Source organism: Halorubrum sp. Atlit-8R (genome assembly GCF_003666025.1).
GTDB classification, from domain to species: Archaea; Halobacteriota; Halobacteria; order Halobacteriales; family Haloferacaceae; genus Halorubrum; species Halorubrum salinarum.
Genome location: NZ_QPLV01000003.1, coordinates 394,076 through 406,501, shown reverse-complemented (window position 1 = coordinate 406,501; position 12,426 = coordinate 394,076). Strand labels below are relative to the sequence as shown.

The following is a 12,426-nucleotide window of genomic DNA, read 5'->3' as shown; positions in this document are numbered from 1 at the left end:
CTCCCTTTTATACCCGCCCGCATGGGACGGTATGGACCTCACGATCGCGTTCGTCGGCGTCGGCGCCATCCTCGCGTTGACCGCCGTGAGCGCCTTCTTCTCCAGTTCCGAGCTCGCGGTGTTCTCCGTGCCCACCCACCGGATCGAATCGCTCGTCGCGACGGACGCCCCGGGCGCCCGGGCGCTGTCGGCGCTGCGCGACGACTCGCACCGGTTCCTCGTCACGGCGCTCGTGAGCAACAACGTCGCCAACATCGCGGCCGCGTCGGTCGCGACCGCGGTGTTCGTCCGGTTCGGCTTCTCCGGCGGCCAGGCCGCCACGGGGTCGACGCTCGTCACCTCGGTGTTCGTCATCGTCTTCGGCGAGATCGCGCCGAAGTCGTACGCGGTCGCGAACGCCGAGAGGCACGCGCTCCGCGTCTCGCGGATCGTCGTCGCGATCCAGCGCGTGCTCCGGCCGGTGCTGTACGTGTTCGAGGCGCTGTCGGGGATCGTCAACCGGGTCACGGGCGGCGAGTCGGACATCGAGTCGTACCTCACCCGCGAGGAGATCGCGACCCTCGTGCGGTCCGGCGAGGCCGCGGGCGCGCTCGACCCCGACGAGGGCGCGATGATCCGCGGCGTCCTCGATTTAGAGTCCACGACCGTCGCCGCGGTGATGGTCCCCCGCACCGACGTGGTCTCGCTCCCGCGGACGGCGACGCCGTCGGACGCGCTCTCGACGGCCGCGAGCGAGGGCGTCACCCGGATGCCCGTCTACGGCGAGAACCGCGACGACGTGGTCGGCATCGTCGACGTCCGCGACGCGATCCGCGCCGACGAGACGGGCGCCGACCTCGCGAGCGCGCTGAGCGAGGCGACGTTCGTCCCCGAGACGAAGCCCCTCGACGAGCTGTTCGCGGAGATGCGCGCCAGCGAGGCGCGGATGGTGATCGTCGTCGACGAGCACGGGGCGGTCGTCGGGATCGCGACGCTGGAGGACCTCTTCGAGGAGGTCGTCGGCGAGCTGGTCGGGCGGTGGGAGACCGACGCCGTCGCCGTCGTCGCGCCCGACGCGGCGGTCGTCCGCGGCTGGACGACCGTCTCGCACCTCAACGAGACGCTCGGGCTCGCGCTCCCCGCGGACGCGGGCGCCGAGACCGTCGCGGGGCTCGTCACCCGACAGCTCGGGCGGCTGCCCCGGGAGGGCGACCGCGTCGCCGTCGGCGCCGTCACGCTCGCCGTCACCGGGGCGACCGCGACGCGGGTCACGCGCGTCCGGGTGGAACACGCGGACGAGAACGGGTTCGCGCTGGACGCGCCCGACGGCGGGGCGGCCGAGACGGCGTGACCGTCGCCGAGTCGGCCCACGCGGCAACCGCGCACACGTAACCCAACATACATGTGTCTCCGACGGGTCTCGGGTGGTAGTTTCCGATCATGGTGAGCCGCTGGGCGTGTGGCCGATGTGGGTTCGTCGCGTGGACGCGGGAGCGGTCGGCGATGGCCGAGGTGACGGGGTCGCACCTGCTCGCGCACCACTCCGACGCGCTCTCGAAGTCCGACTTCCGCGTGAGCTGGAACTGCCCGTACTGCGCCACGGCCAAGACCGCCTACGACACCGACGGGGCCGTCGCCGAGTTCAAGTCGCACCTCCACGACCACGTGGTCGACCGGATCGAAGACGGGGTCCACGTGGCGGACCGGATCGGCTGGGACGGCGTCGTCCGGGTCGACGCGGCGGCGACCGACGACGAGGCCGACGCGCTCCGGGCGCACTTCCACGACGCGGCCGGGATCGCGGTGGCCGTGACCCCCACGCCGGAGCGGCTGGTCCGCGCGCTCGACGAGCGGCTCGCCTCGTGGCCCCGCCGGACGGTGATCGTCTCGACCGGCGAGTACGACTTCGAGGCGACGCCCGACGTCGACTTCGAGGGCGTCGACATCGAGATCGTCGAGCTCGACCCGCGGCTCTCGCCCGACGAGGTGGGCGAGACCGTCTCGCGCATCCTCGACGCCAACCACGAGCCCGGCGAGCGCGTGTCGCTCGAAGTGAGTGTCTTCCACCAGATCGTCGCCGCCTTCGACGTCGAGCGCGCGGTCGAGTTCGTCCGGATGCTCGCCGCGCGCCTCGCCGACGCCGGCGGGGTGTTACAGCTGTACGTCGACGCCGACGCGGACCGCAACGTCGCCACCGTCCTGAACCTCCTCGACGAGACGATCGACCTGACCGTCGCCGTCGACGACGGGCGGTTCGTCCGGCGGCCCTGACCGCCGGCGGCGGCCGCCGACCGGCCTCGGTCCGCCGCGGCCTACTCCTCGTAGCGCTCCGTGTAGTCCGCGGGCCAGCGGACGTACACGTACTCGACGTGCCGGTCCGCGGCCGTCTCGACGACCGACCGCTTGAACCGCCGCAGCACGGCGCGGGCGCGTTCCCTGGCGGCCTCGGCGGCGCTCCCGTCGCTCGCGAGCGCCCGGAGCTCCCGCTCCACGTCGAGGCCGAGCGGAGGTTCGGCGGGGCCGTCGGGGCGCCCCGCGTCGGCAGCATCCGCCGAGACGACCCGGGGCAGGTACGCGGCGGCGAGGTCCGCCACCAGGCGGTCGCGGTGGTCGAGCGCGTCGATCAGCCACTCGACCGCGGCCGACCGGTCGGCAGCGGCCGGGTCCGCGGCCTCGAGGAGCTCGCAGTACAGCCACGCCGCGTGTCGGCGCGCGTCCGCCCCGACGCGGTCCGGCGGCCCTCCGCCCGTCCGCCCGTCCGCCCCCGCTCGGTCGGCCGCGGTCCGCTCCGCGGCGACCGCGCGAAACGACGCGAGGAGCCCGTCGGCCTCGAAGGGGCGCTCGCTCAGGAGCCGGTCGCGGACGTCGCCCGCGGGCACGGCGCCCGCCTCGGCGATCACGGCGGCGATCGACGCCGCGGCCGCCCGGCGCACCCGCTCCGAGGGGTCCCGCAGCGACCCGAGCAGCACGCCGGCCGCGTCGCGCCGGTCGAGGTCCGCCAGCCCGTCGACGACGGCGAGCCGGAGCCGCTCGCTCCCGCGCCGCGCGGCGCGCGCCAGCAGCTCGACCGCGTCGTCGGTGTCCATCGCGACGAGGGCGTCCACCGCGGCGCCGCGCACGAGCTCGTTCGGTTCTGTCACCAGCGGCCGGACCGCCTCGACCGCCTCGCCGCCCGCCCGGGCGTACCCGCTGACGGCCCGGGCGCGGACCCGCGCGTCGTCGTCGTCGAACGCCTCGCGGAGCCGCGGCGCGGCGCCCTCGCCCCCCGCGGCGGCCAGCCCCGTCGCGGCGACCATGCGGTACGCGGCCCGGTCGCGGTCCAGCCAGCGGGAGAACGCGGCGACCGCGTCCGCTCCCGCGTCGCTCCCCTCGCCGTCCGCGTCGCCCGCGGCCCCGCGCTCGGCGATCCGCCTCGCCACCCGGTCGACGTGGTCGTCGCCGTGGAAGTACAGCGACTCGATCGCCGCGGCGCGGACGGCGTCGTCGGGGTCGTCGAGGGCGGTCTCGAACAGGGCGTCGACGATCCGCCCCTCGTCCGCGCTCATCGACGCCGAGGGGTTCCCGAGCGCCTCGGCCGCCTCGCGCCGCGTGGCCGCGTCGAACCGCCGCGGATTGAGCCGCGTCACCGCCGCCGGCCCGCCGTCGTCGCGGCGGTCTCGCCCGGCGCCGCCGCTGTCCTCCGCCCCGGCGCGCTCCCCCGTTCGCGACGCGTCGTCCATCTACGAACAGTTCACCGAACCGGTATGTTAAACGTACGCCCGCGGCTATCACCAGTGAGAATCCGCGGCCGGGGCGCGAGCAGTCCGTGTCAGCCGAGCTCGAAATCCCGGACGATGCGGTACTCCGGGCCGGACGCGGTCAGCCTCGACTCCACCAGCCGGATCTCGCCGACCGAGAACGACCCGATCGCCGGGCCGTCCGCGTCGAGCGCGTCGCGGACCGCGTCGGCCCCGGCCGCGGTCTCCACCCTCGCCAGCGTGACGTGCGGCGTGAAGTCGTGATCGGCCGGGTCGACCTCGAGCGCGGTCGCCTCCGCTTCGAGCGCCTCGTGGAGCGCGGCGAGGGCGTCGCCGCCGCGCTCGACCCCGGCCCAGGCGACGGAGACGTACTCCCGGTTCGGGAAGACGCCGAGCCCCGCGACCTCGGCCTCGAACGGGGCGACGCCCGCGCGGTCGACGGCGCGCTCGCCGGCCGCGATCACGTCGTCGAGCGGGGGGTCGCCCCCGTCGTCGCGGCCGCCGATTTCGCCGAGGAACTTCAGCGTCACGTGCGCCTGTTCGGGGTCGACCGGGTTGACGCCGGGCGCGTCGGCGAACGGGGCCTGCGCGTCCGCGACGGCGGGCGCGAGGGCGTCCGGGAGGTCGACGGCGAAGAACGCGCGCATCTCGGTCGAGGGATCGACCGAGGGACGGATACGACTTGGGGCCGGGCCGGCGAGCGACACGTAAATACTCCCGTATCAGTCCGGCACCAGTCCCACCAGCGGCGCGGTCGTACTCGACACCGATGGCCACCACCGACTCCGCGCGGCCGGAATCGACCCCGGAGCCTCGGGTCCTGGAGCGTCGAGCACCGAGCGTCGTCCGGACCGACGACGGCCGCCGGATCGCGTACGCGACGTACGGCCCGCCGACCGGCGACCCGCTCGTCTTCCTCCACGGGACGCCCGGGTCACGCCGACTGGGGGCGCTCCTCGAACCGTCGGCGCGGGCGAACGACGTCCGCGTCATCGCGCCCGACAGGCCCGGTTGCGGTCGGTCATCGCCGAAGCCGGACCGGACGATCGCCGACGCCGCGGCGTCCGTGCGGCCCGTCTTGGACGACGCGGGCGTCGAGCGCGCGCCGCTCGCCGCGTTCTCCGGCGGGGCTCCCTACGCCCTCTCGACGGCGGCGACGCTGGGTGAGCGGGTCACCGGCGTCGACCTCGTCGCCGGGGCGACGCCGCCCTCCCTCACCGACGACGCGCCGGCGGTACAGCGGTTGCTGACCGGTCTCGCGTCCGCGACGCCCTCGGTCCTCGGGGCGCTGTTCCGCGGACAGGCGTGGCTCGCGGACCGGGCGGACCCGTCGTTCGTGGTCGGGCAGTACGCCGCGGACGCGGACGCCGTCCCCGCCGACGCCGCGGCGACGGTGAAATCGGACTTCCTCGCGGCGTTCGAGCGCCACCGGAGCGGCGCGGTCACCGAGTTCCGCGACGCGGGGGACGACTGGGGAATCGACCTCGACGCGGTCGACGTCCCGGTGCGCCTGTGGCACGGGACGGCCGACGCCAACGTCCCGATAGCCGGGGCCCGGCGACTGGCCGAGGCGCTCCCGACGGCCGACCTCCGCACCCTCGACGGCGCGGACCACCTCGGAACCTTCCTCCGGGCCACCCCCGAGGTGCTGGCGCGTTCCCGCTGACCGCTTCGGCCCTCCGAATGCCCGCTGACCGCTTTGGCCCTCCAGGTTCCCGCTGACCCCTCCCACCCATCCCGTGTTCCCGCTGACCGCTTCAGTCCGCTCCGCGTTCCCGCTGACCGCTTCCACCCGCACCGCTTCTCGAACCTGTCCAGAACCCGTGCCGAACCATGCGGATTGATGTGTGGGAGCGCCGAACGGCGAGCGATCGCCGAATGAAACGGATCCGGTTCTCGGCCGCCTACCCGGAGCGGCTCCGTCACCCCCTCCACCGATCGATCGTCGGCGAGTCGCCGATCTCTCGCGCCGAGCTGCTGATGTGGAGTCCGACGGCGGACGCGACGACGCTGCTCTGGTTCGACGGCGACCGCGACGCGACGACCGCCGCCGTCGAGGCGCTCGACTCGCTGGTCGCGCGCAGCCTCGTGCGCGGCGCGGGCGGGACCTACGCCTTCCTCCGACAGGACGACTACGAGTTCCCGGCGGCGCTCCTCGACACCGTCGCGTCGTCGCGGGTGATCTTCCTCCCGCCGGTCGTCTTCCGCGAGGACGGCGACGTGCGGTTCGAGGCGGCGGGCGCGACGGCGGCGCTCAGCGGCTTCCACGACGACCTCGCCGGCCTCGCCGACCTCACCATCGAGCGGGTCCAGGAGTTCGAGCGCCGGGCGACCCCCTCCCGGCTGACCGACCGACAGCGCGCGGCGCTGGAGGCGGCGGTCTCGGCGGGTTACTACGAGGTGCCCCGCGAGGGCACCGTCGCGGACGTCGCGGCCGCGCTCGACTGCGCGACGAGCACGGCCGGGGAACTGCTCCGCAAGGCGGAGGCGGCGGTCGTCGAGCGCGCCGTCGAGTCGGAGTGATCGGGTCCGCCGCGAAAGAGAGACCCGCGTTTACAGCCGCTCGTGGAGCGTGTCCGCGGTCGCGTCGCCGACGCCGTCCACGTCGATGAGGTCTTCCCGGGAGGCCTCGCGGACGTTCTCCACCGAGCCGAACCGGCGCAGGAGCCGGCGGCGCGTCTCGGGGCCGACGCCGGGCACGTCGTCGAGGACGGTCGCCACCTCGTCGCGGACGGTCTGGTGGTACGCGACCGCGAAGCGGTGCGCCTCGTCGCGCACGCGCTGGAGGAGGTGGAGCTCGGGCGCGTCGTCGTCCCACCGGCGGGTCCCGGTCGGGGTGACGACCAGCTCCTCCGCCTTCGCGAGGGCGACGACGGGCACGTCCCACCCCGTCTCCGCGAGCGCGTCGCGGGCGGCCCCCAGCTGTCCGTCGCCGCCGTCGATGAGGAGGAGGTCGGGGTCGGGGCGGTCGTCCGAGCCGTCGAGCGCGCGCTCGGCGCGCCACCGGACCAGCTCGCGCATGTTCGCGTAGTCGTCGTTGCGCTCGGTCAGCTTCTTCCGGCGGTAGTCGGCCGTCTCCGCGCTCCCGTCGACGAAGCACACGTCGGAGCCGACCACTGCGGTCCCCTGCGCGTGGCTCACGTCGAACCCCTCGATCCGCTCGGGGCGGGCGATCCCGAGCCGCTCGCCGAGCGCGCCCACGGGGTCGTCGCGGCCGCCGCGCTTCCGGGCGTTCTTCAGCGCGAGTTCGACCAGCTTCGCCTCGCGGCCGGCCCCCGGCACGCGGACCGCGACCCCCTCGCCCTCCAGCCAGTCGACCACGTCCGGGTCGGCGGGCCGCTCGGCGAGGAGGACCGCGTCCGGGAACTCCCGCTCGGCGTAGTACTGCGCGAGGAACGCCGCGAGGACGGCGGCCGGGGTGTTGGCGTCGGCGGACGAGGGGCCGCCCTCCGCGTCCTCGACCGCCGCGGCGTCCAGCCGGTGCCGGCTCCGGTCGACGAGCTGGCCCCGCTCGCTGTGGAGCCGGGCCACCCGGGCCGTGTCGCCCTCGACGGCGGCCGCCAGCACGTCGACGGTGCGGTCGTCGCTGCGGTCGCTGACGGCCTCGCCGCCCTCGCCGTGGAACGCCTCGACGGCCTCCAGCCGGTCCCGGAGGTTCGCGGCGCGCTCGAACTCGTTCGCCTCGGCGGCCGCCTCCATCCGGCGGCGGAGGGGGTCGGCGAGGACGCCGGTCTCGCCCTCGAAGAAGCGCCGCGCGGCGGCCACGTCCTCGGCGTAGTCATCGGGGTCGATCTCGCCCGTACACGGCGCCGAGCAGATCCCCATCTCGTAGTCGAGGCAAGGCCGGTCGCGGCCCTCGTACTTGTGGTCCGAGCAGCCGCGCAGCCGGTACTCGTCGCGGACCGCCTTCACCACGGTCTCGACGCGCCCCACGTCGGTGAAGGGGCCGTACGCGACCGCGCCCGCCTCGGGGTCGCGGGTCACCTCGATGCGGGGCACCTCGTGGTCAGAGAAGGCGACCAGCGGGTACGACTTGTCGTCCTTCAGCCGGACGTTGTACCGCGGCCGGAGCCGCTTGATGAGGTTCGCCTCCAGGAGCAGCGCCTGCGTCTCCGTGTCGGTGACCGCGAACTCGATCCGGTCGGCGCGCTCGACCATCCCCCGGATCCGCCCCGAGCGCGGGTCCGCGTACGACCGCACCCGGTCGCGGAGGTTGAGCGCCTTCCCGACGTACAGCGTCGCCTCGCCCGCCCGGAACTGGTAGACCCCCGGCTCCGTCGGGAGGTCGCGGGCCCGCTCGCGTACCGCGTCGGCATCCATCGGTCTCGGATCGCCGTAGCCGCCCGACGCCATTGAACGCTGCGGGGCGCGGTCCTCGCCGCCGCGCCGCCGGCCGCCCGAAGTTATCAGAATCGAATATCGGGACGGACGCTTTATGATGGCGCTTGGGAGACGGTGACGTAGACATGAGTAGACTTCGCGAGCGCCTGCGGAACGCACTCGGGTGGGGGAGCGATTCCCGGTCGGTTCCCGACGGGGGCGTCGTCGTCGAGGGCGAGCCGGCCGGATCGACCGACGAGACGGGGGCCGACAGGAGTCAGATCGGCGCCGACGACGGGGGCGACGCCGACCACTCGGTCACCGAAGAGGACGGCGTGGACCGCGCGGCGACGCTCGCCGGCGCCGGCTTCGAGCAGGTGTTCAACGCCACCAGCATCCCGACGTTCATCCTCGACTGCGACGGGAACGTCGCCGAGTGGAACGAGTCGATCGCGACGCTCACCGGCGTCGACCGCGACGAGGCGGTCGGGCACGGCCACGTCTCCGAGCTGTTCTACCCCGACGGCCGCCGGGCCGACACGCTCGCGGACAAGGTCCTCGACGCCCCGTCGAACGCCGACGAGGTGTACGGCGTCGAGCCGTGCGACTCCGCGCGCGACCGCTACCGCGACGCCAGCACGATGGTCGACCGGCACGGCGAGGAGCGCCACATCGAGTTCACGGCGACCGCGCTGTACGACGACGGCGAGCTCGTCGGCGTGACCGAGGTCGTCATCGACCGGACGGAGACGGTGAACGAGCGCGACGCGACGAGCGAGCTGGTCGCGGAGGTCCGCGAGACCGCCGAGGCGATCGGCGAGGGGAACCTCGACGCCCGCGCGGGCCACCGCGACTCCTTCGATCACCTCGACGGCGACCTTGTCCGCGTCGTCGACGTCGTCAACCGGATGGCCGACAACCTCGACCAGCTCTCCTCCAGCGTCCACGAGCAGGCCCGCGACCTCGACGCGACCGTCGAGGAGGCGAGCGCCGCGGCCGCCGACATCGCGGAGAACGTCGACGAGCAGAACGAGCTCCTCGAGGAGAGCGTCTCGGAGATGCAGTCCTTCTCCGCCGGGATGGAGGAGGTCGCCGCCACCGCCGACCAGGTCGACTCCGCGGCCGTCGCCGCGAGCGAGGCGGCCGACGAGGGCCTCGACGCCAGCGAGGACGCCCGCGAGGCGACCGAGGACGTCGTCGAGATCGGCGACGAGCTGGTCGAGAGCGTCGGCGCGCTCTCCGAGCGCATGGACGACATCGAGGAGGTCATCGAGGTCATCTCCGACGTGGCCGAGCAGACGAACTTGCTCGCGTTGAACGCCAACATCGAGGCCGCCCGCGCCGGCGAGGGCGGCGACGGCTTCGCGGTCGTCGCCGAGGAGGTGAAGAAGCTCGCCGACGAGACCCGCGGCTACACCGAGGAGATCACGGAGAGCCTCGACAAGCTCCAGGCGCAGTCCGCGGAGACGACGACCGCCGTCGAGCGCTCCCACGAGCGCATCGAGGACGCGGGCACCGAGATCGAGACGGTGCTCGACTCCCTCGAAGAGATCGCCGACGCCGTCGACGAGGCGGCCGCGGGCGTCGCGGAGGTCGCGCGGACCACCGACGACCAGGCCGCGACCGTCGAGGAGCTCACCTCCTCTTTGGAGGCGGTCCGCGAGCGCTCCGACCGCACCGAGGACGCGACCGAGCGCATCGTCGACGCCACCGACGAGCAGGAGGCGGCCGTCGACGAGCTGATCGCCCGCGTCGAGCGCCTCGACGCGCGGTAACGGCCCGCCGACGCCGCGCCCCCGCTCTCCCCGCGTTTCATTCTCCGCGTCTCGTTCCCGCGTCTTTCTTCCGCGTTCCCTCCCCCTCCGCCGAACGTTTAACCCCGCTCAACCCCCAGAAATCGTATGTCCGTTACGCCGCCCGGACCGCTCGGCGACCCCCTCTTCGGGAACGGTCGCCAGTTCGCTGACGACCCGTTCGGCTTCCTGCGCGCCTGCGCCGACAGCTACGGCGACGTGGTGCGGCTCGACCTCGGCCCGCGAGAGACGTACCTGCTCACGAACCCCGCCGACGTCGAGCGCGTCCTCGTCGCGGACGCCGAGCGCTACCGCAAGCCGCAGTTCGACGACGCGATGGACACGCTCCTCGGCGACGGCCTCCTGCTGAGCGAGGGCGACACGTGGAAGCGCCAGCGTCAGCTCGCGAACCCCGCCTTCCACAACCGCCGGATCGGCGCGCTCGCGGGCGTGATGGCCGACCACGCCGAGTCGCACGTCGCCGACTGGGAGGACGGCGACGTCGTCGACATCCAGCTGGAGCTTGCGCGGCTCACCGTGAAGATCATCGTCACGGCGATGTTCGGCGCGGACATCTCCGACGAGGAGGTGAAGACGGTTCAGGAGAACCTCGAACCGCTCGGCGCCCGGTTCGAGCCGGACCCCCGCCGGTACCTGATCCCGGACTGGCTGCCGACCCGCGAGAACCGCGAGTTCGACGCCGCCATCGACACGCTCGAATCGGTGATCGACGACATCGTCGCCCGCCGCCGCGGCACGGAGCGCGACCCGAGCGTCGACCCCGCCGGCCCCGACGGCACCGGCGTCCGCGGGCCGCCGGGCGACCCCGACGCCGACCTCCCGATGGACCTGCTCTCCGTCCTGCTCCGCGCCCGCGACCGCGGCGAGCAGACCGACGAGAACCTCCGCGACGAGCTGGTGACGATGCTGCTCGCCGGCCACGACACCACCGCGCTCGCGTTGACGTACGCGTTCTACCTCCTCTCGGACCACCCCGAGGCCCGCGACCGCGTCGCGGCCGAGGCCCGGGAGGCGACGGCTGACGGCCCCCTGACCGCGGCCGCCGTCCGCGACATGGACTACACCGAGCGCGCCCTCAACGAGTCGATGCGGCTCTACCCGCCGGTGTACACGCTGTTCCGCGAGCCGAAGCTCGACGTGAAGCTCGGGGGGTACCGCATCCCCGAGGGCTCCGCGCTGATGGTGTCGCAGTGGGCGATCCACCGGTCCGGGCGCTGGTACGACAACCCCGAGGCGTTCGACCCGGACCGCTGGACCCCGGAGCGCCGGAGCGAGCGCCCCCGGTTCGCGTTCTTCCCGTTCGGCGGCGGCCCGCGCCACTGTATCGGGAAGGCGTTCTCGCTGCTGGAGGCGAAGATCATCCTCGCGACGGTCTGCTCGCGGTTCGACCTCGACTACGAGGGGCCGGACCTCTCCTTACGCGGGTCGCTGACGATGCACCCGAACCACCCGGTGCCGATGCGGATCCGCGAGCGCTGAGGGATGGCCGGCGCCGACGAGGAGCCCCCCGAGGCCGAGGCGACCCCCGACGGCGAGGCCGACGCCTACTGCGCCCGCTGCGGCGAGCCCCTCTCGCGGGGCCTCGTCGCGAGCGGACGGCGCGCCTGCTGTCTCAACGCGACCCCCATCGCCGGCGTCTGTCCCACCCACGGCCCGGTGGGACCGCACCACGCGATCGAGGAGCCGAACGACGACGGGACGGCCGACGCCGACGTAACGCCGACCGACCGCGCGTGACTGCGCGACGCTACAGCTCCACGCTCGCCGCGACCTCTCGGAACTCCGGGTCCCACACGTCGAGCGCGTGGACCCGCCACCGGATCGGGTCGAACGCGGCGTCGACGAGGTCGGCGACGGCGCCCGGCTCCGGGTTCCCGCCCCGCGCCAGCGTGACGTGCGGCACGTAGTCGTCGCCCTCGATTCCCTCCACCGGCCCGAACGCCGCGCAGAGCCGCCGGTGGAGCCGATCCAGTCCGTCACTCTCGACGGTCAGGTAGACGACCGGCCGCGATCCCGACCGCGGGGCGTCGAAGACGTCGATCCCGGTCACGGCGACCTCGAAGGGGTCGACGCCGGCGAGCGGCCGGCGAAGCCGCTCGCGCAGGCGGTCGAGAGCTTCTTCGCGGGGCGGTGTCTCTCGACTCCTCTCCCGCCCGCCTCCCTCGCTCGCGTCGCGCTCCCCGTCCCGCACGTCCGCGACGCCGAACCGCTTACAGACGAGGGTGCGGCGCTCCCGGACGGTGTCGAAGCCCTTCAGTTTCGGGTGGAGATCGGCCGCGAGGCGGTCGACGCCGGGCGGCAGCGGGACGTTGAGGCTGAACACGTCGGCGGGCGCCTCAGATCCGATCGGTGAGGTGCAAGGCGATCACGACGACGAGCGCGATCCCGATAAGCGTCGGGAGCGCGTCGAGCAACCAGAAGGCGACCTCCAGGACGGTCCCGACGATCTCCAGGAGAAGCCACACGACGACGAGCAGTAACACGACCTTCAGCAGGTCGTCGGTGTCGATCTCGGCGCGGTTCATGCTCCGAGGCGACGCGGCAGCGGTAAAAATCCGGTGGGTGTCGGCGGCCGA

At 73.8% G+C, this 12,426-nt stretch carries 12 protein-coding genes; 7 read left to right on the top strand and 5 right to left on the bottom strand.

Annotated features, from left to right (window positions below; translation table 11 throughout):
* Window positions 1-31: 31 nt before the first annotated feature.
* Both DVK05_RS10745 and DVK05_RS10740 read left to right on the top strand, forming a co-directional pair.
* Window positions 32-1,330: a hemolysin family protein gene (locus DVK05_RS10745; protein WP_121563342.1), complete on the top strand. Its 1,299-nt coding sequence runs from the start codon at window positions 32-34 to the stop codon at window positions 1,328-1,330.
* Window positions 1,331-1,419: 89 nt separating this feature from the next.
* Entirely contained in the window at window positions 1,420-2,250 is an 831-nt protein-coding gene (locus tag DVK05_RS10740) for a hypothetical protein (RefSeq protein ID WP_121563341.1), read from the top strand.
* A 41-nt stretch (window positions 2,251-2,291) separates the two neighbouring features.
* Here DVK05_RS10740 and DVK05_RS10735 read toward each other — a convergent pair whose 3' ends face one another.
* Both DVK05_RS10735 and thpR read right to left on the bottom strand, forming a co-directional pair.
* The gene (locus DVK05_RS10735; RefSeq protein ID WP_121563340.1) at window positions 2,292-3,698 is read right to left on the bottom strand and encodes a HEAT repeat domain-containing protein; all 1,407 of its coding nucleotides are present in this window, start codon (window positions 3,696-3,698) and stop codon (window positions 2,292-2,294) included.
* Window positions 3,699-3,787: 89 nt separating this feature from the next.
* On the bottom strand, window positions 3,788-4,363 hold the full coding sequence (gene thpR / locus DVK05_RS10730; protein ID WP_121563339.1) for an RNA 2',3'-cyclic phosphodiesterase: 576 nt from the start codon (window positions 4,361-4,363) through the stop codon (window positions 3,788-3,790).
* Between the two features lie 122 nt (window positions 4,364-4,485).
* On the opposite strand from thpR, the gene DVK05_RS10725 reads away from it, so the two are divergent.
* Window positions 4,486-5,382 (top strand): alpha/beta fold hydrolase, encoded by an 897-nt coding sequence (locus DVK05_RS10725; RefSeq protein WP_121563338.1) that lies wholly within the window; start codon window positions 4,486-4,488, stop codon window positions 5,380-5,382.
* A 212-nt stretch (window positions 5,383-5,594) separates the two neighbouring features.
* A complete protein-coding gene (locus tag DVK05_RS10720) occupies window positions 5,595-6,239 on the top strand; it encodes a helix-turn-helix domain-containing protein (RefSeq protein WP_199712317.1) in 645 nt (214 codons plus the stop codon).
* Window positions 6,240-6,269: 30 nt separating this feature from the next.
* On the opposite strand, the gene DVK05_RS10715 is transcribed toward DVK05_RS10720, so the two are convergent.
* Window positions 6,270-8,036 carry an excinuclease ABC subunit C gene (locus DVK05_RS10715; protein ID WP_121563336.1) on the bottom strand — a complete coding sequence of 589 codons (1,767 nt, stop codon included), beginning with the start codon at window positions 8,034-8,036 and terminating at the stop codon, window positions 6,270-6,272.
* 146 nt (window positions 8,037-8,182) lie between these two features.
* Here DVK05_RS10715 and DVK05_RS10710 point away from each other — a divergent pair, with 146 nt between their 5' ends.
* From DVK05_RS10710 to DVK05_RS10700, 3 genes are all read left to right on the top strand, one after another.
* Complete coding sequence (locus DVK05_RS10710; RefSeq protein WP_121563335.1) at window positions 8,183-9,811, top strand: methyl-accepting chemotaxis protein; 1,629 nt, start codon at window positions 8,183-8,185, stop codon at window positions 9,809-9,811.
* A 126-nt stretch (window positions 9,812-9,937) separates the two neighbouring features.
* A complete protein-coding gene (locus DVK05_RS10705; protein ID WP_121563334.1) occupies window positions 9,938-11,329 on the top strand; it encodes a cytochrome P450 in 1,392 nt (463 codons plus the stop codon).
* 3 nt (window positions 11,330-11,332) lie between these two features.
* Window positions 11,333-11,587 (top strand): hypothetical protein, encoded by a 255-nt coding sequence (locus DVK05_RS10700; protein ID WP_121563333.1) that lies wholly within the window; start codon window positions 11,333-11,335, stop codon window positions 11,585-11,587.
* Between the two features lie 10 nt (window positions 11,588-11,597).
* Here DVK05_RS10700 and DVK05_RS10695 read toward each other — a convergent pair whose 3' ends face one another.
* Both DVK05_RS10695 and DVK05_RS10690 read right to left on the bottom strand, forming a co-directional pair.
* Window positions 11,598-12,173 (bottom strand): 2'-5' RNA ligase family protein, encoded by a 576-nt coding sequence (locus tag DVK05_RS10695; RefSeq protein ID WP_121563332.1) that lies wholly within the window; start codon window positions 12,171-12,173, stop codon window positions 11,598-11,600.
* 13 nt (window positions 12,174-12,186) lie between these two features.
* Entirely contained in the window at window positions 12,187-12,375 is a 189-nt protein-coding gene (locus tag DVK05_RS10690; protein WP_053770302.1) for a hypothetical protein, read from the bottom strand.
* Window positions 12,376-12,426: the final 51 nt, after the last annotated feature.